Here is a 20,647-nt window from a genome sequence, read left to right as displayed (position 1 = left end):
CGATCCCTAGGATTGCCCCATGAGCAGAGTCCTGTCCGCAGTCGCCTGGCCGTACGCCAACGGCCCGCGCCACATCGGCCACGTCGCCGGTTTCGGCGTGCCCTCCGACGTCTTCAGTCGGTACATGCGGATGGCGGGCCACGACGTGCTCATGGTCTCCGGCTCCGACGAGCACGGCACGCCGATCCTGATCGCCGCGGACGAGGCCGGGATGACACCGCAGGAGCTCGCCGACCAGAACCACCGGATCATCGCCGAGGACCTCACCAGCCTAGGCCTCACCTACGACCTCTACACGCGCACCACCACCCGCAACCACCACGCCGTGGTGCAGGAGCTGTTCCTCGGCGTGTACGAGAACGGCTACTTCGTCGAGGAGACGACGTACGGCGCGATCTCGCCGTCCACCGGCCGCACGCTGCCCGACCGCTACATCGAGGGCACCTGCCCGATCTGCGGGTACGACGGCGCCCGCGGCGACCAGTGCGACAACTGTGGCAACCAGCTCGACCCGCACGACCTGATCGACCCACGCTCGAAGATCAACGGCGAGACGCCGGAGTTCATCGAGACCCAGCACTTCTTCCTCGACCTGCCGGCGTTGGCCGACGCGCTCGCGGAGTGGCTGGACGGCCGCGAGGCGACCGGACTCTGGCGCCCGAACGTGATTCGGTTCAGCCAGAACATCTTGAAGGAGATCCGGCCGCGCTCGATGACCCGCGACATCGACTGGGGCATCGCCGTACCCCTCGAGGGCTGGCGGGAGAACCCGACGAAGAGGTTCTACGTCTGGTTCGACGCGGTCATCGGCTACCTGTCGGCGTCGGTCGAGTGGGCACGCCGCCTGGGGGAGCCGGACCGCTGGCGCGACTGGTGGAACGACCCCGAGGCGCTGTCGTACTACTTCATGGGCAAGGACAACATCACCTTCCACAGCCAGATCTGGCCGGCCGAGCTGCTGGCCTACTCCGGCAAGGGCAGCAAGGGCGGTACGCCGCGCGAGCTCGGCGAGCTCAACCTGCCCACCGAGGTCGTCAGCTCGGAGTTCCTGACCATGGAGGGGCGGAAGTTCTCCTCCTCCAAGCGGGTGGTGATCTACGTCCGCGACCTGCTCAGCCGCTACCAGCCCGACGCATTCCGGTACTTCGTGGCCGCGGCCGGCCCGGAGAGCCAGGACTCCGACTTCACCTGGGCGGAGTTCGTGCGCCGCACCAACGACGAGCTGGTCGCCGGGTGGGGGAACCTCGTCAACCGCACGGCCAACCTGATCGCGAAGAACTTCGCCGAGCTCCCGAAGGCCGGCGAGCTGACCGCGGAGGACGAGGCGCTGCTCGCCGGCGTCGAGACGGCGTTCGGCACGGTCGGCGACCTGATCGGCCGGCACCGGCAGAAGCAGGCGATCGGCGAGGCGATGCGCGCGGTCGCCGAGGTCAACAAGTACGTCTCCGACACCGAGCCCTGGAAGATCAAGGACGACCCGGAGCGGCTCGGCACCATCCTCCACGTGGTCGCCCAGTGCGTCGCGGACCTCAACCTGATCCTGTCGCCGTTCCTGCCGTTCTCCGCCAACGAGGTCGACCGGGCGCTCGGCGGTGCGGGCGACGTCGCGCCGATGCCCAGGATCGAGGAGGTCGACGACCTCGACGGCGGCGCGCCGTACCCGATCATCACGGGGGAGTACTCCGGGTTCCCGGCCTGGGAGCGCCGGCCGATCGTGCCCGGCACCCCGGTCGCGAAGCCGACCCCGATCTTCACCAAGCTGGACCCGGCGATCGTCGACGAGGAGCTCGCCCGCCTCGAGGGCTGACGCGACACGCCGGCGGGTTTCTCCGGTCAGCCGGTGAAACCCGACCGACACGCCGGACCGGGTCGGCGTGTCGGTCGGGTTCTGCCGGACAAGTTCGCACCCGCGGGCGCTTCGTTCGGCGGGAACGACTCGCCCCGTATCGCCGGCCCCGCGGATGCGGCAGGCTGGGTCCGTGCGTGACGGGGAGCCCAGCCGGACCGCGTTCGGGGCCGCGGCGCTCCGTGCCGCCCACCAGGAGTCCGAGGAGCCTCGGGTCTTCACCGACCCTCTCGCGCTGCGGATCCTGGGAGAGCACGAGCTGCCGCACCGCGCCTGGTCGCAGCCACGGCTGCGCCTGTTCATCGCGGTGCGGCACCGCTTCGCGGAGGACTCGCTCGCCGCTGCGGTCGCCCGCGGCACCCGCCAGCTGGTCGTGCTCGGCGCCGGGCTCGACACGTTCGCCTACCGCAACCCGTTCCCCGGCACCCGAGTCTTCGAGGTCGACTTCCCGGCCACCGGCGCGTGGAAGCGCGAGCAGCTCGCCGCCGCCGGGATCGCAGTGCCCGACAACGTCACGTACGTCGGCGTCGACTTCGAGCACGACTCGCTCGCCGAGCGGCTGGCCGACGCGGGCTTCGACGCGGGGCAGCCGGCGTTCTTCCTCTGGCTCGGTGTCGTGCCCTACCTCTCCGACGACGCCGTCCGCGCCACGCTGTCCGTGGTCGCGGCGGTCCCCGACGGGGAGGTCGTGCTCGACTACCTCAGGTCCGTCGCGGCCGCGCCGACGCTCGCGCGCTCCGACCGGGCGACGCTCGAGGCGCACGTCGCCGGGGTGGGCGAGCCGCTCCAGCCCGGACGCGACATCGCGACCGTGGCCGCGATGCTGCGCGAGGCCGGCTTCGACGAGATCGAGGACATCGGTCGCCGCGAGATCCGCTCGCGCTACCTGGGGCTGTCGCCGGGTGACGCCGACGGCGACGCGCACGTGGTGCGCGCCCGGGTCACTCGTCCCTGACCCTCCCGCGCAGCGCCTTCGTCTCGCCGCGCGCCTTCTTCTCGTCGAGCCGCCGGCGCTGCGAGCCACGGGTCGGCCTCGTGGGCCGCCGGGCGGGGGGCGGGGGAGCGAGCGCGGCGCGGAGCCGCTCGGCCAGCCGCTCGCGGGCGGCGACCCGGTTGCGGTGCTGCGACCGGTGCTCGGAGGCCACCACCCGCACCGGCGAACCCAGCCGGCCGACGAGCCTGGCCCGCTGGGCGTCGTCGAGGACGGGCGACGCCGCGACGTCGTACTCCAGCTCGACCCGGCTGTCGGCGGTGTTCACCGACTGCCCACCCGGCCCGGGGGACCGCGAGAACCGCTCGACCAGCTCGGCTGCGGGGATCGTCAGGCCGTCCGGAACGCCCGGGCCGGCCGGGACGACGAGGTCCCTCACCGCCGCCGGCGCCACTCGATCGCCGGGCAGGTGTCCATGACCATCGGCACGCCTGCGGCCACGGTGCGCTCGAAGGCGTCCTGGTCGACCACCCCGAGCTGGAACCAGACGCCCCGCGCCCCGACCGCGACCGCCTGGTCGGCGAACTCGCCTGCCGACTCCGACCGCCGGAACACGTCGACGACGTCGACCGGGAACGGCACGTCGGCCAACGTGGCGTAGCCCTGCTCGCCGAGCACCACCGGCGCCGACGGATGGATCGGGACGATCCGCTTGCCCCGGCGCTGCAGGAGCGCGGCGATCTCGTACGCCGTCCGGGTCGGGTCACCCGAGAGCCCGACCACGGCCCAGGTCTCGCAGTCATCCAGCATCATCCGGACCCACTCCGGGTCCTGCCAGTCCGCCATGTCACGAGCCTAGGCCGTCGCGGGAGCCCGAGCCCTCGCCTCACGAATTCGACGACTTCGGGGGTTCCGCCCACGGTGCTCGGCCTGTCGGGATAGCGTGCGTCCGTCTTGCTACCTCCTGGTAGCACATCCAGTTGCTCGGGAGGGAGCACTTTTCATGAAGATTCGCAGCATCACCGCGCGTGCCGCGGTTGCCGGCGCCACCACTGCCCTGATCGCCGGTGGCCTCGTCGCCGCCACCAGCACCACCGCGGGCGCGGTGGATGCCAGTACCGACTACGCATGCGCGCTTGCGAGCCCGATCCCGATGGACCTCGGGACCTTCAACCTGCTCGTCTCGACGCCAGTGATCCCGCCGACCGTGACCGCCGGTCAGAGCTTCCCCGGTGGACTGCTGGCGCTGACGGCAACGCTGACGATCCCCTCTCCGACGGGTGCCGCTCTCGCCAGTTACGGTGTCGACCACGCTGACGCGCCCGACTACGCCGTTGGGCTCGGATCGTCCTCGATCGGTGCGCCGATCGCCTTCGGTGCACCCACCGTGAACGACGACGGGTCTGCGACTGTGGAGGGGGCTGGGGTCAACGAGCCGTTCACGCTTCCTGCTGCGGGCACCTACTCGGCGATGCTGCCGAGCACCTTCACGCTCGAGACTCAGGTGAACCTCGGTGGCGGGCCGACTCCTGCGACGATCACCTGCAACAGCGACGCGCCCGGCAACCTCGGGTCGGTCCAAGCTACCAAGGGCCTCTCGGAACTCACGGTGAAGGCCGCGAAGAAGCAGAAGGTGACCGCGACCGTCAAGCGCCTCGGTGACGAGGTCGTGGCAGGAGGCAAGGTCGTTGCCAAGGTCGGCAAGAAGTCGTGGACCAGCCAGCTCACCAACGGCAAGGCCGTCTTCAAGTTCCCGAAGTCGCTGAAGGGCAAGAAGGCCGTCTTCAGCTACAAGGGGGACGCATTCACGGCTGGCGACAGCAAGGACCTCAACAGCAAGCCGATCGCTACCGTGATCAAGTGACGCTCTAGCTCCAAGCAGTTGACGAACGCCCGGCCGGGTTCTGCCCCGGCCGGGCGTTCGCATGCCCGCCCCCGGACGCTCGGTTACCCGCAAGTAGAATTGGCGGCATGAGCTCCGAGTTCCCCCTCTTCGCCCTCTCCGAGGAGCACCAGGCGATCCGTGAGGCCGTGCGGGCGGTCTGTGACGCCAAGGTCGCGCCCTTCGCCGCCGACGTCGACGAGCATGCGCGCTACCCCGACGAGGCGGCGGCAGCGCTGCTGGCGGCGGACTTCCACGCACCGCACGTCCCGGAGGAGTACGGCGGCGCCGGGGCGGACGCCCTCGCGACCGTGATCGTGATCGAGGAGGTCGCCCGGGCCTGCGCGTCCAGCAGCCTGATCCCGGCGGTCAACAAGCTCGGCTCGCTGCCGGTGCAGATCTCCGGGTCCGAGGAGCTCAAGAAGCGCTACCTCGGCAAGCTGGCGGCGGGAGAGGGCGGCTTCTCGTACTGCCTGTCCGAGCCGGACGCCGGCTCCGACGCGGTGGGCATGAAGGCCCGCGCGGTGCTGGATCGGGGCAGCGACGGCGACCACTACGTCCTCAACGGCGTGAAGCGCTGGATCACCAACGCCGGGGTCAGTGAGTACTACACGGTCATGGCCGTCACCGACCCCGAGAAGCGCGGCCGGGGCATCTCGGCGTTCGTGGTCGAGAAGTCCGACCCGGGTGTCTCCTTCGGTGCCCCGGAGAAGAAGCTCGGCATCAAGGGCTCGCCGACCCGCGAGGTCTACCTGGACAACGTCCGGATCCCGGCGGACCGGATGATCGGGGCGGAGGGCACCGGCTTCGAGACCGCCATGAAGACCCTGGACCACACCCGGGTCACGATCGCCGCGCAGGCGGTGGGCATCGCGCAGGGTGCTCTGGACTACGCCCTGGGGTACGCCCAGGAGCGCAAGCAGTTCGGCAAGTCGATCAGCGACTTCCAGGGGATGCAGTTCCTGCTCGCCGACATGGGCATGAAGGTCGAGGCCGCCCGGCAGCTGACCTACGCGGCCGCCGGCAAGTCCGAGCGCGGCGACGCCGACCTCACCTTCTTCGGTGCCGCCGCGAAGTGCTTCGCCTCCGACGTCGCCATGGAGGTCACCACCAACGCCGTGCAGGTCCTCGGCGGCTACGGCTACACCCGCGACTACCCCGTCGAGCGGATGATGCGCGACGCCAAGATCACCCAGATCTACGAGGGCACCAACCAGGTGCAGCGCATCGTGATGGCGCGCCAGCTCCTCGCCGGGGTGCAGTCGCAGCTCTGAGGACCGCGCCGGTTGTGCAGGGCAACTACGGTCGCGGGCATGGGAACCACGATCGAGGTCCAGGCAGCCGACGGGACCGCGGAGGCGTATCTGACGGGCGAGGCCGGCAGGCCCGGCGTGCTGTTCTACGTCGACGCGATCGGGCTCCGGCCGCAGGTCGAGGAGATGGCGGACCGGATCGCGTCGTGGGGGTACGTCGTGCTCGTCCCGCACGTGTTCTACCGCGACGGCCGGGCCGCCGACCTCGCCCCGACGGCCGACCTGCGCGACCCGGGTGCCCGCGAGGAGTTCTTCGCCTCGGGGGTCGGTGACCGGGTTGCCGCGCTGACCCCCGACCGTTCGGGACCGGACGCCGAGGCATGGGTGCGCGCCCTGGAGCAGCACGCGGGCGACGGGCCGATCGGCGTCACCGGCTACTGCATGGGCGCGCGGCTCGCCGTCCGCACCGCCGGCCAGTTCCCGGGCACCGTGGCGGCGGTCGGCGGCTTCCACGGCGGCCGCCTGGTGACCGACGCCGACGACAGCCCGCACCACGCGGTCGCGGCCTCGACCGCGGAGTACGTCTTCGGCCACGCCGACCAGGACGCCTCGATGCCGCTCGAGCAGGTCGAGGCGCTCGAGCAGGTGCTCCAGGAGGCGGGCCGGCCGCACCTCAACGAGGTCTACGCGGGCGCCGCCCACGGCTACACGATGGCCGACACGTCGGTGTACGACGAGGCCGCGGCCGAGCGCCACTACCGCGTGCTGCAGGGGCTGTTCGCCCGCACCCTGTGACCCGGCGGCGTACATGCCGCCGGTACGGCGGGGGTACTCCGGGACATGCCTCAGGAGCAATGGAGCAAGAAGCGCGAGCGGCAGTACGAGCACATCAAGGAGGGCCTCGAGGATCGGGGTCGTGACGAGGACGAGGCGGAGGAGATCGCCGCCCGGACGGTCAACAAGGAGCGGGCCCGGCACGGCGAGGCGAAGCAGGCGAGCCGGGCGTCGACCGAGGACATCTCCTCGTCCCGGCGCGGCGGGCTGCGCTCGCACGCCGGGGCCGGCGGTCGCACCCGGGACCAGCTCTACGCCGAGGCGAAGCGGAAGAACATCAAGGGCCGCTCCTCGATGACCAAGGCCGAGCTCGAGAAGGCCGTCGGTCGTTGAACCCTCGGCACTGCCGCCCGAAAGGGTGGTGTGCGGTCTAGACCAGGCTGCCATCGTCGAGGAATGGAAGACCGGCGAGCGGCAACCGCGCGCCTCCTGGCCGAGGCGCGGGACGCGTCTCCCGGCGACCGCCGAGCCATCCAGGACGAGGTCATCCGGCTCAACATGGTCGTCGCGAGCGACTGCGCCCGCCGGTACCACGGCCGGGGCGTCGCCACCGAGGACCTCGAGCAGGTCGCCTACCTCGGCCTGGTGAAGGCCGTGCAGGGCTTCGACGCCGATCGCGGCAGCGACTTCCTCTCGTTCGCGGTGCCGACCATCCGCGGCGAGCTGCGCCGCCACTTCCGCGACCACGGCTGGGCGCTGCGCCCGCCGCGCTCGATCCAGGAGATGCAGACCCGGATCCTGGCCGCCGAGGGCGAGCTGACCCAGGAGCTCGGCCGGTCCCCGCGGCCCTCGGACCTGGCGCGGCACCTCGACGTCGACCTGGAGCGGGTGCTCGACGCGCTCGGCGCGACCGGGTGCTTCAGCCCCGCATCCCTGGACGCACCCGTGCCCGAGGGCGAGGACGCGCTCGGTGCCCGCCTGGGCTCGCTCGACCCGGACTTCGCCGAGGCCGAGGCGCGGGTCACGCTGCACGCCGTGCTCAGGGGCCTGACTCCGCGCGAGCGCCGGATCCTGGAGCTCCGGTTCTTCGGCGGCTACACCCAGGCGGAGATCGGCGCGGACATCGGGGTCACCCAGATGCAGGTCTCGCGGCTGCTGAACCGGATCCTGACCCGCCTCCGCGAGCGGCTCGTCGAGACAGGTCCTAGCCTGTCGGCGTGACACCGGAGGAGGCCGCCCGCGACGTCGCCGAGCGCAGCGCCGCGGCCATGTGGGCCGACGACCACGCCAGCCAGGCCCTCGGCATGTCGCTCGAGGCGGTCGGGCCGGGCACGGCCACGCTGCGGATGACGGTCCGCGACGACATGGTCAACGGCCACGACCTCGGCCACGGCGGGCTGACGTTCACGGTCGCCGACTCGGCCTTCGCCTTCGCCTGCAACTCCTACAACAGGCGCACGGTCGCCGCCGGGGCCGAGATCCGGTTCCGCCGGCCGACGCACGCCGGGGACGTGCTGGTCGCGACGGCGGTCGAGCGCGAGCGCGCCGGCCGCGACGGCACGTACGACGTCACGGTGACCGTCGGCCACGAGGTGGTCGCCACCTTCGTCGGCCGGTCCCGCGAGATCGGCGGGCAGCTCTGGTGACCGTCCCGCCGGACCTCGGTCGCCCCGAGCTGGAGGCGCTCCAGCTGGAGCGGCTGCGCGCCACGCTGCGCGCGGCGTATCAGCACGTGCCCCACTACCGCAGGGCGTTCGACGAGGCCGGCGTCCGACCGGACGACCTCGCCTCGCTGGCGGACCTGGCGCGGTTCCCGTTCACGACCAAGGCCGACCTCCGCGCGAACTACCCGTTCGGCATGTTCGCTGTACCCCGCGAGCAGGTCGTCCGCGTCCACGCGAGCAGCGGCACGACCGGCAAGCCCACCGTGGTCGGCTACACCCAGACAGACGTCGACACCTGGGCGGACCTGATGGCGCGCTCGATCCGCGCGGCCGGCGGCCGGCCGGGGGACGTCGTGCACGTGGCGTACGGCTACGGCCTGTTCACCGGCGGTCTCGGTGCCCACTACGGCGCCGAGCGGCTCGGCTGCACGGTGGTGCCGGTCAGCGGCGGCATGACCGAGCGGCAGGTGCAGCTCATCGTGGACTTCGCGCCACGGGTGATCATGGTGACCCCGTCGTACTTCCTCGCGATCCTGGACGAGATGGACCGCCAGGGCGTGGACCCGCGGAGCACCGCCCTCGAGGTCGGCATCTTCGGCGCGGAGCCCTGGACCGACCAGATGCGCCGAGCCGTGCAGGAGCGCTCCGGCGTCCGCGCCGTCGACATCTACGGGCTGTCGGAGGTGATGGGGCCGGGCGTCTCGCAGGAGTCCGGCGAGACCCAGGACGGGCTGCACGTGTGGGAGGACCACTTCCTGCCCGAGATCGTGGACCCGGTGACGCTGCAGCCGGTGCCCGACGGTGAGCCGGGGGAGCTGGTGTTCACCTCGCTCACCAAGCAGGCGATGCCGGTCATCCGCTATCGCACCCGAGACCTCAGCCGGCTGCTGCCGGGGACGGCGTACCCGACGTTCCGGCGGATGGAGAAGGTCACGGGCCGGACCGACGACATGATGATCGTGCGCGGGGTGAACGTCTTCCCGAGCCAGGTCGAGGAGCAGATCCTCGGCGTGGAGGGACTCACCCCGCACTACCTCTGCGTGCTCACCCGGCCCGGGACGCTCGACGAGCTGACCGTGCAGGTCGAGGCCGCCGGCCCTCCCGACCCGGGCCTCGGTGGCCTCCTCGCCGAGCGGATCAAGCAGCGGATCGGCGTGACCGCGCGGGTCGAGGTGCTGGCGCCCTACGCCCTGGAGCGCTCGCTCGGCAAGGCCAAGCGGATCAGCGACCGGCGTCAGTAGACCTCGGGCAGGTCGGAGGCCCGGCCGGCGAACTCCGGCGCGCGCTTCTCCAGGAACGCCGCGACGCCCTCCTTGCCGTCGCCGATCGACTGCCAGTACATCGCCAGCGAGTCCGACAGGTGCGCCTCGAGCGGCTCCGCGGCGGCGCTGTTGCGGTAGAGCAGCCGCTTCGCGAGGCCCAGGGCGGCGGGCGAGCGGCCCACCACGAACGAGCGGGCCAGGTCGTACGCCGCCGGCAGCAGGTCGTCGGGCTCGTGCACGCTGCGGACCAGCCGTCCGGTGAGCGCCGCGTCCGCGCTCAGGATGTCGGCGGAGTAGACCCACTCGAGCGCCTGCTGGATGCCGACGATGCGCGGCAGGAACCAGGTCGATGCCGCCTCCGGCACGATCCCGAGCCGGCCGAACACGAACCCGATCCGCGCCCTCGTCGAGGCCAGCCGCAGGTCCATCGCCAGGGTCATCGTGGCGCCGATGCCGACGGCGGGGCCGTTGATCGCGGCGATCACCGGCTTCGGCAGCGCGTGGATCGCGAGGGTCACCTTGCCGCCGGTGTCGCGGACGCCGTCGTCGTACGGCGCCTCGGCGTACCGCGCCCGGAACTCCGTCACGCTCGGGCGCAGCGACTCGTCCAGGCCGAAGACGTTGCCCTCGGCGGAGAGGTCCATGCCGGCGCAGAACGCCCGCCCCGCTCCGGTCACCACCACCGCGCGGACCTCGTCGTTCCAGGCGTCCTCCCGGAAGACCTGCTCGAGCTCGCGGGCCATCGTCAGGTCGAAGGCGTTGAGCTGGTCGGGTCGGTCGAGGGTGACGGTCGCGATGCCGTCCCCGTCGACCTCCCAGCCGAGGGTCTCGAAGCTCATCGGTCGATCATCCGGTGACGCTCTTCGGCAGGCCCGTCGCGGTGCAGAGGCCCTTCGGGATGTCGTCGGTCTTGTCCTGCTTGATGTAGTCGAACATCTGCCGGGACCGGTCCGGGTCCCAGTGGACCGCGAGGTCCGAGATCGGCACGACGCAGCTCAGGTCGACGTTCGTCATCGCCGTCGCCCACTTGGCGGCCGTGATCGGGCTCGCACCCTCGCCGAAGGCGAAGAAGTCGGGGATCGCCATGTTGAGGTTCCAGTAGCGGAACGGGTTGATGAACGTCCAGGGCGACATCACCTTGTCACCGACGGCGGCGACGACCTCGCGCTGGTGCTTCACACGGGTGATGTCGCCGTACCGCGGGTCGGTGTGACGGGAGCGCGCGTAGCCGAGCGCGGTGGTGCCGTCCGCCTGCTGGCAGCCCTTCTTGATGTCCAGCCCCGCCAGCTTGTCCTTCATGTCGAACGTCGGGCAGATCTGGATCCCGCCGACCGCGTCGACGACACCGGCCAGCCCGCCGAGACCGATCTCGACGTAGTCGTCGACGCGGATCCCGGTGTTCTGCTCGATCGTCTTGACCAGCAGCTGCGCGCCGCCGTCGGCGCCACCGCCGTTCGCGTAGCCGTACGCGTAGGCGGCGTTGATCTTGCTGGTGCCGTGGCCCGGGATGTCGACCAGCGAGTCGCGCGGGATCGACATCAGCAGGTTCGGTCCGCTGCCGGTGTGCAGCAGCATGATCGTGTCCGTGCGCTGGCCCGAGGCGTCGCCGGTGTGGAACTGCTTCCGCTGATCCTTCGTGAGGTCGCCGCGGGAGTCGCTGCCGACCATCAGGTACGTCGTCCCGGACTGGTCGCCGGGACGCTTGCCGCTCGGCTCGAAGGCGACCTTGTCGACCTTCGTCCACGAGTAGAACGGGACCGCCACGAGGTAGACGACCCACAGCAGCAGCAGGACCAGGACGATGCCGATCCAGAACTTCGGTCCGCGACGGCGGCCGCCGCGCTGCGTGCGGGGTGCGGGCGCGACCGGGGGCGGCGAGGGCGGCGTGGAGCGGTTGCCCGGAGCGGTCGAGGGCGGGGGCGGGGGAGACGGCGGCGGCGCGTCGGAGGGGCGCGACATCGTGGGCATCACCCGGGTCTCGTCGGGGCGTGGCTCCTCGCCCGGGTGGGCGTTCTCGCCGTACAGCCAGTGGAAGTCAGGAGCCCCGTCCTCGGGTGCACCATCCTGCCGAGGACGGTCATTCATGTCGCTGACGCTACCGTGCAGGCATGACTGCCCCAGGGGATGGGGAGCGGCACGGGCTCGCTCCGTCGTACGCCCGGGTCTCGCTCGCGGTGGTCACCTCCGGGCGGGAGGCGAACCTCCTCGGCAACATCCACGGCGGCGAGATCATGAAGCTCGCCGACTCCACCGCGGGGGCCGTCGCGGCCCGGCACAGCGGCGGCCCGGCCGTCACCGCCGCCGTCGACGAGGTGGCGTTCCTGCAACCGGTGCACGTCGGTGACATCGTCCGGACGTTCTCCCAGGTGAACTGGGCGGGGAGGTCCTCGATGGAGATCGGGGTGCGCGTCGAGGCACAGCCCTGGAACGACCCGTCGACCACCTCGCTGCACGTGGCGTCGGCCTACTTCGTGTTCGTCGCCGTCGACGGGGCCGGCCGGCCGCGCCCGGTCCCCGGCGTCGTCCCCGAGACGCCCGACGAGGCGCGCCGCCTCCGCGAGGCCGAGATCCGTCGCGCGCACCGGCTGGCGCGGAAGGTCGAGATCGACTCGGGCCGTCGTACCGACTGAGGCGTCCCGGCGCGTCGCGACCGCGTGTGACGGGTGTGACTGGTGATACTGGCGGTCAGCACCACCACTTCCCCGCTCCACCTGTCGCAGAGAGGCATCTCGATGCCACCCGTCTCTTCCCCCGGGTCCTCCGCGCTCGACCGTGCCGCTCGGGTGCGCTTCCGCAGGGCCATGGCCCTGATGCTGATGACGCTCGTCCTGCCGGGCTCGGCGCAGATCGTCGCCGGCAACCGCCGGGTCGGCCTCACCGCGCTCTACGTCTGGGTGGCCGGCTGGGCGGTCTTCCTCGGCACCCTGCTGGTCGGCGTCTTCTGGCACGAGCTGTTCTTCTGGTTCGCCTCCACACCGTTCTTCCTCTTCTGGCTGCGCCTGGTCCTGATGGCGCTCGCGACCGGCTGGGCGCTGCTGTTCTTCGACGCCTGGCGGGTCGGCCAGCCGCTCACGCTCTCGATGGGACACCGCCGCGCGGTGGTCGGGGTCAACGGCGTCCTGTGCCTGACCGTCGCCGGCACCCTGCTCTTCGGCGCCCACCTGGTCGGCGTGCAGCGCGACTTCATCCTCACCATGTTCGGCGGCGACACCGTCACCGGTGCGCACGACGGCCGCTACAACGTGCTGCTGCTCGGCGGTGACTCGGGCGCCGGCCGCTGGGGCCTGCGCCCCGACTCGATGACGGTCGCCAGCATCGACGCCGACACCGGCCGCACGGTGCTGATCTCGCTGCCCCGCAACATGCAGAACTTCCCGTTCGCGAAGGGCTCGGTGATGCACCAGCAGTTCCCGCACGGCTTCGACGCGGACTACCTCAACGGCGTGAGCACCTGGGCCGGCGACAACACCGAGCTGTTCCCGCACTCCGACAACCCGGGCGTCGACGCCACGATCATGGCGATCGAGGGCATCACCGGCCTGAAGATCAACTACTGGGCGATGGTCAACCTCGAGGGCTTCAAGGACCTCGTGGACGCCGTCGGCGGCGTGACCCTGAACGTGCGCCAGCCGATCCCGGTCGGCGGCCTCGGCGACGACGTGACCGGCTACATCCAGCCCGGGGTCCGGAAGCTGGACGGCCACGACACGCTCTGGTTCGCCCGCGCCCGCGACGACTCCGACGACTACTCGCGGATGGCCCGCCAGAAGTGCGTGATGAACGCGATGCTGCAGCAGATCAGCCCGCAGGTCGCCGTCCGCAACTTCGAGTCGATCGCGCAGGCCAGCTCCGCGATGATCTCCACGAACATCCCGGCCAGCGAGGTCGACCGGTTCATCCAGCTCGCCCTGAAGGCACGCGGCCAGCAGGTCTCGACGCTGTCGCTCGTGCCGCCGATGATCAACACGGCCGACCCCGACATCAAGCTGATCAGGCACAAGGTCGCCGGCGCGATCGACAGGGCCGAGGGCACCGCACCGCCGCCGGCGAAGTCGAAGCAGCACAAGGACGCCACCGTCACCGGCGGCTCGATCGGCTCGCTCGGCGACGGGTACGCCGCCAACGAGGCCGACGACCTCGACACCGCCTGCTGAGGGCCCTGACCGGTCGGCGGCCGGCGGTCGGTCCCGGCGGGTGACCACAGTGACCCACGCCCCACCGCCGGCTCGCCCCCGACGAGCGCGCGCAGGCCGCCCCCTAGGGTGGTCGCCGTGACCGAGCAGCCCGCGCAGCCAGCGCAGCCCCGCATCGCGGCGGTGGTGGTCACGTTCAACCGGCTCGACCTGCTGCAGCGGCTGCTCGAGCGGCTGGAGGGGGAACCTGGGCTGGCCGAGGTCCTGGTGGTCGACAACGCCTCGACCGACGGCACGGGGGAGTGGCTCTCGACGCTGGCCGACCGCGATCCCGGCGACGAGCACCCGACGGTGCCGGTCCTCGGCCGCACCCTCGTCGAGAACGGCGGGGGTGCGCGGGGGTTCCACGACGGCCTGGAGTGGGCGGTGGAGCGCGGCGCCGACCTGGTCTGGCTGATGGACGACGACGGCCTGCCGGACCCCGGCTGCCTCGAGACCCTGCTCGGCGAGACCGACCTGGACTTCTGGGGACCGTTGGTCGTCGACGAGGCGGAGCCCGGCCGGCTGGTGTTCCCGATCCGGCTGCCGGGCGGCACCAAGGTGGTGCACCGGCTGGCCGACGTCGAGGCGGCCGCGCGGAACGGCCGCATCGACGGCATCGTGATCCCCTTCAACGGCGTGCTCGTCACCCGTGCCCTCGTCGAGCGGATCGGGCTGCCCCGGTCCGAGTACTTCATCTGGGGCGACGACCACGAGTACCGGCTGCGCGCCGAGAAGGCCGGCGCCCGGATCGCCACCGTGGTCGGCGCGCAGGTGCGGCACCCGGCGGTCGGCAGCCTGGGAACGCCGATGATGTTCGGGCGGACGACGTACAACCACAGCCCGAGCGACCTCAAGCACTACTGCATGGCCCGCAACAACCTGCTCAACCTGCGCGAGTACCGCGGCTGGCCGTACGCGCTGGCCTTCGTCGGAAAGACCGTGTGGTTCTACGCCTTCACCCGGCCGAGCCCGCACCGGATCCGGCTCAGCCTGCGCGCCATGACGGCCGCTCTCCGAGGCGACTTCACCGGGCACCGGAGATACCTGTGAGCGAGCCGCGCGAGTCCGTCGCGATCGTGGTCGTCACGTACAACCGGGCCGACCTGCTGGCCCCGATGCTCGCCGGCCTGGGCGCGCTCGACCCGCTGCCCGACGCGGTGCTCGTCGTGGACAACGCCAGCACGGACCACACGCCGCAGGTGCTCTCGGCGGCGACCAACCCCGGCCTCCAGGTGATCCGGCCGGAGTCGAACCTCGGCGGCGCGGGCGGCTTCCACCGGGGGGTGGCGGCGGCGTACGAGCAGGGCTTCGACCGGATCTGGCTGATGGACGACGACGTCATCCCCGCGCCCGATTGCCTGGGCGTCCTGCTCGCCCAGGACGAGTCCTGCCTGATGGCGGTCCGCGAGGACACCGCGGGAGCCCTGGTCGAGAAGGCCGCGGTCAGGTTCGACCTCGCGAACCCGCTCGCGATCCGGCCGAAGACCGCGATGGTCGAGACGGAGTACGCCCACCGCCACCTGATGCCGCACCGGGTCGAGGTGCACAACGTGGCGTTCGAGGGCTTCATGGTGCGGCGCCGGGTCATCGACGAGATCGGGCTGCCCGACCCGTCGTTCTTCATCTTCTACGATGACGTCGACTACGCGCTCCGCGCCCGCCGCGCCGGCCACCGGATCTGGGCGGTCCGCGACGCGGTCCTGGTCCGCCAGCTCGACTTCGACCAGCAGCACGACCTGAGCGGCTGGAAGGGGTACTTCATGTACCGCAACCTGTTCGCGGTGCACCTGCGGTACGGCGAGAACGCGCTGGTGCGGGCCAAGCCCTGGCTGATCACCGCCGCGGTCGTCGCGCTCAGCCCGGTGCGCGGCGGGCGGGCCGAGGCGCGCAATGTGATCCGCGCCATGCGCGACGCGCGGGGAATGCGGGTCGTGCCGTCCCGATCCGTAGACTGACCAACCGTGTCATCCCCTGAGCACCGCCCTGACCTCGTCGTCGTCGGCTCCGGTTTCTTCGGCCTCACCATCGCTGAGCGCTGTGCGACCGAGCTCGGCCTGAACGTGCTCGTGCTCGAGCGCCGCTCCCACCTCGGTGGGAACGCCTACAGCGAGTTCGACGAGGAGACCGGCATCGAGGTGCACGTCTACGGGACGCACCTGTTCCACACCTCGAACAAGAAGGTGTGGGACTACGTGAACCGGTTCACCGCCTTCACCGGCTACCAGCACCGCGTCTTCGCGAAGTACCAGGGGCAGGTCTACTCGTTCCCGATGAACCTGGGGCTCATCAACCAGTTCTTCGGCAGGAGCCACACCCCCGACGAGGCGCGGGCGCTGATTGCCGAGCAGGCCAGCGAGATCGCCACCGAGGACGCGCAGAACCTCGAGGAGAAGGCGATCAGCCTGATCGGCCGCCCCCTCTACGAGGCGTTCGTGAAGGGGTACACCGCCAAGCAGTGGCAGACCGACCCCAAGGAGCTGAGCCCGGACATCATCACGAGGCTCCCGGTCCGCTACAACTTCGACAACCGGTACTTCAACGACACCTACGAGGGCCTCCCGGTCGACGGCTACACCGCCTGGCTGGAGAAGATGGCCGACCACCCGAACATCGAGGTGCGGCTCGACACCGACTTCTTCGACGTCGCCGACGAGTTCAGGGGCAAGGTCCCGATCGTCTACACGGGACCGGTCGACGAGTACTTCGGCAACTCGGCGGGCCGGCTCTCCTGGCGGACCATCGACCTCGAGCGGGAGACGGTGGACGTCGACGACTACCAGGGCACGGGCGTCGTCAACGCGAACGACGAGGACCTTCCGTTCACCCGTACGCTGGAGTTCAAGCACCTCCACCCCGAGCGGACCTACCTGCCCGGCAAGACGATCGTCGTGCACGAGTACTCGCGGTTCGCCGAGGAGGGTGACGAGCCCTACTACCCGATCAACACCGCCGAGGACCGCGAGAAGCTGCTGCAGTACCGCGAGCTGGCGAAGAAGGAGCAGATGGTGCTCTTCGGCGGCCGGCTCGGGACCTACAAGTACCTCGACATGCACATGGCGATCGGCTCAGCGCTGTCGATGTTCGAGAACAAGCTCCGGCCGCACTTCGCCGAAGGTGCGCCGCTGACCAGCGGAGGTGTCGACGCATGAGCACGCCGACCACGACCCGCCTGCTCCAGCGCCAGATCCTCCCGCTGGACCGCGACCTCGACGTACTCGCCCTGTACGTCGACCCCGAGGACGCCAGGCTCGACGCCGACAAGTACGAGGTCGGCGGCAGTCGGGCGGCGAAGGACCTGAACCACGCCGCGATCCGGCAGTCGACCGCGACCGGCCGCGGGGTGCACCTGGATCAGATCGAGTCCCGCACCGCGCTGCGCGTCCGCGCGGGCGAGCGCCTGTCCTTCGGCACCTACTTCAACGCGTTCCCGGCCAGCTACTGGCGCCGCTGGTCCGTCGTCACCGACGTCACGCTGACCGTCCGCGTATCCGGCAAGGGCGCGACGGTGATCGTCTACAAGTCGATGGCCCGGGGCCACTCCCAGCGCGTCGGCGCGGCCGACACCGGCGCGGAGGAGACGAGCACCTTCACGTTCGAGCTGTCGCTCAAGCCGTTCGTGGACGGCGGCTGGTACTGGTACGACGTGATCGCGGGCGACGAGGACGTCGTCGTCGAGTCCGCCGAGTGGTCCGCTGACGTGCCCGAGGACCGGGCCCAGCACGGCACCGTCGACATCGCGATCACCACGATGAACCGGCCGGACTTCTGCGCGAAGCTGCTCACCCAGATCGGCGAGGACGCCGACCTGGCGCCGTACCTCGACACCGTCTTCGTGATGGAGCAGGGCACCGACAAGGTCGTCGACTCGCCCGACTTCGCCAAGGCCCAGTCGGAGCTGGGCGAGACGCTGCGGATGATCGTGCAGGGCAATCTCGGCGGCTCGGGCGGCTACGCCCGCGGCCAGCTCGAGTCGGTCCGCAAGGGCACCGCGACGTACACGATGATGATGGACGACGACGTCGTCTGCGAGCCCGAGGGCATCATCCGCGCGATCACGTTCGCGGACCTCGCCCGCCGGCCCACGATCGTGGGCGGCCACATGTTCAACATCTACTCGCGCTCCCGGCTGCACAGCTTCGGCGAGATCGTGCAGCCGTGGCGGTTCTGGTGGCAGTCGCCGTTCGACACCTACAGCGACTGGGACCTCGCCGGCCGCAACCTCCGGTCGAGCCGCTGGCTGCACAAGCGCATCGACGTGGACTTCAACGGCTGGTTCATGTGCCTGGTGCCACGCCAGGTCCTCGAGGAGATCGGCCTGTCGCTGCCGCTGTTCATCAAGTGGGACGACTCCGAGTTCGGCCTGCGCGCCAAGGCGGCCGGCTACCCGACCGTCACGTTCCCGGGTGCCGCGGTGTGGCACGTGCCGTGGACCGACAAGAACGACGGCCTCGACTGGCAGGCCTACTTCCACCAGCGGAACCGGTTCGTGGCCGCGCTGCTGCACTCGCCGTACCCCAAGGGCGGCCGGATGGTGCGGGAGAGCCGCAACCACCAGATCTCCCACCTGGTGTCCATGCAGTACTCGACGGCCGAGATCCGCCACCAGGCGCTGCTCGACGTGCTGGCCGGACCGGACCACCTCCACGAGATGCTCCCGACCCGGCTGGGGGAGATCAACGCGCTGCGCAAGCAGTTCACCGACGCCCAGCTCGAGTCCGACCCGGACGCGTTCCCGCCGGTGCGCCGCAAGAAGCCGCCGCGCAAGGGCAGGGATGGGACCGAGATCCCGGGCCGCCTCGCGCAGCTCGTCAGTGCCGGCCTCCAGCCGCTGCGCCAGCTCAAGCCGCCGCGGGAGCTCGCGCAGGAGTACCCCGAGGCGGAGATCCGCGCGATGGACGCCAAGTGGTACCGCCTCGCGTCGTACGACTCGGCGATCGTGTCGATGAACGACGGCGCCTCGGCGGCGTTCTACCGGCGTGACCCGGAGAAGTTCCGCGAGCTGATGCTGAAGACCATCGAGATCCACGAGCGGCTCAAGCGGGAGTGGCCGCGGCTGGCCGACGAGTACCGCGCCAAGCTCGGTGAGGTGACCTCGCCCGAGGCCTGGGACGAGACGTTCCGGCCCTGGACCGGGCAGCGCGCGGATGACTGACGTCGTCCAGCCGCTCGGCGACACCCCGGCCCGGCCGGTGCACCACGTCGACGCCCCGCTGAGCCCCCCGTCGGCGTCGACGGGCCTGTTCGAGGTCTTCCGGCGGCGCTACCTGCTGCGGCTGCTGGTCCGCCGGGAGATCAGCGCGCGCTACCAGGGCTCGCTCCTCGGCCTGCTGTGGTCCTACGTCAACCCGCTCACGCAGTTCTTCATCTACTACTTCGTGATGGGGGTGCTGTTCCAGCTCCACCAGGACGTGCCGAACTTCGCGATCCACATGTTCTGCGGGATCATCCTGGTCCACTTCTTCAACGAGACGTTCAACGCCGGCACCCGCTCGATCGTCCGCAACAAGACGCTCGTCCAGAAGATGGCGGTGCCGCGGGAGATGTTCCCGGTCGCCTCGATGCTGGTGTCGGCGTACCACATGCTGCCGCAGTTCGTGATCCTCACCGCCGTCTGCGTGATCACCGGCTGGACTCCCGAGCTCGCCGGCGTCGTGGCCCTGGTGCTCGCGCTGGCGATCATCATGACCCTGGGCACGGCGATGGCGCTGCTCTTCAGCGCCGCCAACGTGTTCTTCCGCGACGTCTCGAACGTCGCGTCGATCATGACGAACCTGGTCCGCTTCGGCGTCCCGATGATCTACCCCTACAGCCTGGTCGCCGAGCGCTTCCACGGCCACACCGAGTTCTACCTCGCGAACCCGATCGCCGAGGCCGTGCTGCTCGTGCAGCGTGCGTTCTGGGTCGGCTCGACCGACGATCCCCAGGCGACGATCGCCGCGCACCTGCCCGACCACCTCTTCACCCGCAGCATCATCGGTCTCGGGATCTGCCTGGTCGTCCTGGGCGTCGGCCAGCTGGTCTTCTCGCGGCTCGAGAACAAGATCCCGGAGCGGCTCTGATGGGCACCCAGTCGATCGTTGTCGAGAACGCGACGAAGTCGTTCACGCTGCGCTACCACCGCACGTTCAAGCAGATGACCGTGGCCGCGCTGCGCCGCCAGGACATCAGTGACACGTTCAAGGCCGTGGACGACGTGTCCTTCACGGTCGAGCAGGGTGAGTCCATCGGGCTGATGGGCCTCAACGGGTCCGGCAAGAGCACGCTGCTCAAGCTGATCAACGGCATCATGCGGCCCGACAGCGGCCGGGTGCTCACCCGCGGGCGGATCTCCGGGCTGATCGCGACCGGCGCCGGCTTCCACCCGCAGCTCACCGGCCGGGAGAACATCTACCTGAACGCCGCCGTGCTCGGCATGAGCGAGGCGGAGACGAGCCGCAAGTTCGACGACATCGTCGCGTTCGCCGACATCGGCAAGTTCCTGGACTCCCCGGTCGGCCACTACTCCTCGGGCATGTTCGCCCGCCTCGGCTTCGCGGTGGCCATCCACGTCGACTCCGACATCTTCCTCGCCGACGAGGTGCTCGCGGTAGGGGACCGGCCCTTCAAGCAGAAGTGCCTGGAGAAGATGCAGGAGGTCCGCGACGGCGGCCGCACCCTCTTCTACGTCAGCCACGCGGCCGGCTCGGTCCGCAAGATGTGCGACCGGGTGATCGTCCTCGAGCAGGGCCGCCTCGCCTTCGACGGCGGCGTCGACGCGGGCATCAAGTTCGTCAAGTACGACGGCGGCGAGACCGAGGAGGAGCTCGGCTCCGAGGACGCCGACGAGGAGCTCGGCGCCGACATCTGAGCGCCCAGGTCCC

Annotated in this window: 21 protein-coding genes; 17 read left to right on the top strand and 4 right to left on the bottom strand. The window is 70.6% G+C overall.

Annotated features, from left to right (window positions below; all coding sequences use genetic code 11):
• The first annotated feature begins 19 nt into the window (after positions 1 to 19).
• Positions 20 to 1,807 carry a methionine--tRNA ligase gene (metG, locus tag N538_RS0110095; protein ID WP_028637212.1) on the top strand — a complete coding sequence of 596 codons (1,788 nt, stop codon included), beginning with the start codon at positions 20 to 22 and terminating at the stop codon, positions 1,805 to 1,807.
• A 172-nt stretch (positions 1,808 to 1,979) separates the two neighbouring features.
• Entirely contained in the window at positions 1,980 to 2,801 is an 822-nt protein-coding gene (locus tag N538_RS0110090; RefSeq protein WP_036570103.1) for a class I SAM-dependent methyltransferase, read from the top strand.
• Here N538_RS0110090 and arfB read toward each other — a convergent pair.
• Entirely contained in the window at positions 2,788 to 3,216 is a 429-nt protein-coding gene (gene arfB, locus N538_RS0110085) for an alternative ribosome rescue aminoacyl-tRNA hydrolase ArfB (RefSeq protein ID WP_028637210.1), read from the bottom strand. The genes N538_RS0110090 and arfB overlap by 14 nt on opposite strands.
• The gene (locus N538_RS0110080; RefSeq protein ID WP_028637209.1) at positions 3,213 to 3,623 is read right to left on the bottom strand and encodes a CoA-binding protein; all 411 of its coding nucleotides are present in this window, start codon (positions 3,621 to 3,623) and stop codon (positions 3,213 to 3,215) included. The genes arfB and N538_RS0110080 overlap by 4 nt, the downstream gene beginning before the upstream one ends.
• A 97-nt stretch (positions 3,624 to 3,720) precedes the next feature.
• Between N538_RS0110080 and N538_RS0110075 the strand changes: the two genes are divergently transcribed.
• The 7 genes from N538_RS0110075 to paaK all read left to right on the top strand — a co-directional run bounded on the left by N538_RS0110075 (position 3,721) and on the right by paaK (position 9,591).
• Positions 3,721 to 4,641: a hypothetical protein gene (locus tag N538_RS0110075; protein ID WP_155992038.1), complete on the top strand. Its 921-nt coding sequence runs from the start codon at positions 3,721 to 3,723 to the stop codon at positions 4,639 to 4,641.
• 107 nt (positions 4,642 to 4,748) lie between these two features.
• On the top strand, positions 4,749 to 5,933 hold the full coding sequence (locus N538_RS0110070; protein ID WP_028637207.1) for an acyl-CoA dehydrogenase family protein: 1,185 nt from the start codon (positions 4,749 to 4,751) through the stop codon (positions 5,931 to 5,933).
• Positions 5,934 to 5,972: 39 nt separating this feature from the next.
• Positions 5,973 to 6,707, top strand: a complete 735-nt coding sequence (locus N538_RS0110065) for a dienelactone hydrolase family protein (protein WP_028637206.1) — start codon at positions 5,973 to 5,975, stop codon at positions 6,705 to 6,707.
• 45 nt (positions 6,708 to 6,752) lie between these two features.
• Positions 6,753 to 7,079 (top strand): hypothetical protein, encoded by a 327-nt coding sequence (locus N538_RS0110060; protein WP_028637205.1) that lies wholly within the window; start codon positions 6,753 to 6,755, stop codon positions 7,077 to 7,079.
• 63 nt (positions 7,080 to 7,142) lie between these two features.
• On the top strand, positions 7,143 to 7,907 hold the full coding sequence (locus tag N538_RS0110055; RefSeq protein ID WP_036570015.1) for a sigma-70 family RNA polymerase sigma factor: 765 nt from the start codon (positions 7,143 to 7,145) through the stop codon (positions 7,905 to 7,907).
• Positions 7,904 to 8,332, top strand: a complete 429-nt coding sequence (gene paaI, locus N538_RS0110050) for a hydroxyphenylacetyl-CoA thioesterase PaaI (protein ID WP_028637203.1) — start codon at positions 7,904 to 7,906, stop codon at positions 8,330 to 8,332. Before N538_RS0110055 ends, paaI begins: the two co-directional genes overlap by 4 nt.
• On the top strand, positions 8,329 to 9,591 hold the full coding sequence (gene paaK, locus N538_RS0110045) for a phenylacetate--CoA ligase PaaK (RefSeq protein WP_231496189.1): 1,263 nt from the start codon (positions 8,329 to 8,331) through the stop codon (positions 9,589 to 9,591). Before paaI ends, paaK begins: the two co-directional genes overlap by 4 nt.
• On the opposite strand, the gene N538_RS0110040 is transcribed toward paaK, so the two are convergent.
• Together N538_RS0110040 and N538_RS0110035 are read right to left on the bottom strand one after the other, a co-directional pair.
• Complete coding sequence (locus tag N538_RS0110040) at positions 9,585 to 10,451, bottom strand: crotonase/enoyl-CoA hydratase family protein (RefSeq protein WP_028637201.1); 867 nt, start codon at positions 10,449 to 10,451, stop codon at positions 9,585 to 9,587. The two genes, paaK and N538_RS0110040, sit on opposite strands and share 7 nt — an antisense overlap.
• Positions 10,452 to 10,458: 7 nt before the next feature.
• A complete protein-coding gene (locus N538_RS0110035; protein ID WP_028637200.1) occupies positions 10,459 to 11,697 on the bottom strand; it encodes an LCP family protein in 1,239 nt (412 codons plus the stop codon).
• A 23-nt stretch (positions 11,698 to 11,720) separates the two neighbouring features.
• Here N538_RS0110035 and N538_RS0110030 point away from each other — a divergent pair, with 23 nt between their 5' ends.
• From N538_RS0110030 to N538_RS0109995, 8 genes are all read left to right on the top strand, one after another.
• The gene (locus N538_RS0110030; protein ID WP_028637199.1) at positions 11,721 to 12,242 is read left to right on the top strand and encodes an acyl-CoA thioesterase; all 522 of its coding nucleotides are present in this window, start codon (positions 11,721 to 11,723) and stop codon (positions 12,240 to 12,242) included.
• A 102-nt stretch (positions 12,243 to 12,344) separates the two neighbouring features.
• Complete coding sequence (locus N538_RS0110025) at positions 12,345 to 13,766, top strand: LCP family protein (RefSeq protein ID WP_028637198.1); 1,422 nt, start codon at positions 12,345 to 12,347, stop codon at positions 13,764 to 13,766.
• Positions 13,767 to 13,883: 117 nt separating this feature from the next.
• Complete coding sequence (locus N538_RS0110020; RefSeq protein WP_051549150.1) at positions 13,884 to 14,837, top strand: glycosyltransferase family 2 protein; 954 nt, start codon at positions 13,884 to 13,886, stop codon at positions 14,835 to 14,837.
• On the top strand, positions 14,834 to 15,742 hold the full coding sequence (locus N538_RS0110015) for a glycosyltransferase family 2 protein (protein ID WP_028637196.1): 909 nt from the start codon (positions 14,834 to 14,836) through the stop codon (positions 15,740 to 15,742). Before N538_RS0110020 ends, N538_RS0110015 begins: the two co-directional genes overlap by 4 nt.
• A 6-nt stretch (positions 15,743 to 15,748) precedes the next feature.
• Positions 15,749 to 16,936, top strand: coding sequence for a UDP-galactopyranose mutase (gene glf, locus N538_RS24745; protein WP_036570013.1), 1,188 nt, complete (start codon positions 15,749 to 15,751; stop codon positions 16,934 to 16,936).
• Complete coding sequence (locus tag N538_RS0110005) at positions 16,933 to 18,939, top strand: glycosyltransferase (protein WP_028637195.1); 2,007 nt, start codon at positions 16,933 to 16,935, stop codon at positions 18,937 to 18,939. Before glf ends, N538_RS0110005 begins: the two co-directional genes overlap by 4 nt.
• Positions 18,932 to 19,846 (top strand): ABC transporter permease, encoded by a 915-nt coding sequence (locus tag N538_RS0110000; RefSeq protein WP_051549120.1) that lies wholly within the window; start codon positions 18,932 to 18,934, stop codon positions 19,844 to 19,846. Before N538_RS0110005 ends, N538_RS0110000 begins: the two co-directional genes overlap by 8 nt.
• On the top strand, positions 19,846 to 20,634 hold the full coding sequence (locus N538_RS0109995; RefSeq protein WP_028637193.1) for an ABC transporter ATP-binding protein: 789 nt from the start codon (positions 19,846 to 19,848) through the stop codon (positions 20,632 to 20,634). Before N538_RS0110000 ends, N538_RS0109995 begins: the two co-directional genes overlap by 1 nt.
• The last annotated feature ends 13 nt before the right edge of the window (positions 20,635 to 20,647 follow it).

This window comes from Nocardioides sp. URHA0032, assembly GCF_000620645.1.
GTDB lineage: Bacteria > Actinomycetota > Actinomycetes > Propionibacteriales > Nocardioidaceae > Nocardioides.
This window is presented reverse-complemented; position numbering and strand designations above follow the sequence as displayed.

What these genes read in the sequence shown, in the direction of transcription:
- N538_RS0110000 (WP_051549120.1), top strand. Translation starts at nt 18,932, where the DNA reads ATGACTGACGTCGTCCAGCCGCTCGGCGACACCCCGGCCCGGCCGGTG.
- N538_RS0110080 (WP_028637209.1), bottom strand. Translation starts at nt 3,623, where the DNA reads ATGGCGGACTGGCAGGACCCGGAGTGGGTCCGGATGATGCTGGATGAC.
- N538_RS0109995 (WP_028637193.1), top strand. Translation starts at nt 19,846, where the DNA reads ATGGGCACCCAGTCGATCGTTGTCGAGAACGCGACGAAGTCGTTCACG.
- N538_RS0110060 (WP_028637205.1), top strand. Translation starts at nt 6,753, where the DNA reads ATGCCTCAGGAGCAATGGAGCAAGAAGCGCGAGCGGCAGTACGAGCAC.
- N538_RS0110040 (WP_028637201.1), bottom strand. Translation starts at nt 10,451, where the DNA reads ATGAGCTTCGAGACCCTCGGCTGGGAGGTCGACGGGGACGGCATCGCG.
- N538_RS0110025 (WP_028637198.1), top strand. Translation starts at nt 12,345, where the DNA reads ATGCCACCCGTCTCTTCCCCCGGGTCCTCCGCGCTCGACCGTGCCGCT.
- N538_RS0110070 (WP_028637207.1), top strand. Translation starts at nt 4,749, where the DNA reads ATGAGCTCCGAGTTCCCCCTCTTCGCCCTCTCCGAGGAGCACCAGGCG.
- N538_RS0110005 (WP_028637195.1), top strand. Translation starts at nt 16,933, where the DNA reads ATGAGCACGCCGACCACGACCCGCCTGCTCCAGCGCCAGATCCTCCCG.
- N538_RS0110030 (WP_028637199.1), top strand. Translation starts at nt 11,721, where the DNA reads ATGACTGCCCCAGGGGATGGGGAGCGGCACGGGCTCGCTCCGTCGTAC.
- N538_RS0110035 (WP_028637200.1), bottom strand. Translation starts at nt 11,697, where the DNA reads ATGAATGACCGTCCTCGGCAGGATGGTGCACCCGAGGACGGGGCTCCT.
- metG (WP_028637212.1), top strand. Translation starts at nt 20, where the DNA reads ATGAGCAGAGTCCTGTCCGCAGTCGCCTGGCCGTACGCCAACGGCCCG.
- N538_RS0110055 (WP_036570015.1), top strand. Translation starts at nt 7,143, where the DNA reads ATGGAAGACCGGCGAGCGGCAACCGCGCGCCTCCTGGCCGAGGCGCGG.
- N538_RS0110065 (WP_028637206.1), top strand. Translation starts at nt 5,973, where the DNA reads ATGGGAACCACGATCGAGGTCCAGGCAGCCGACGGGACCGCGGAGGCG.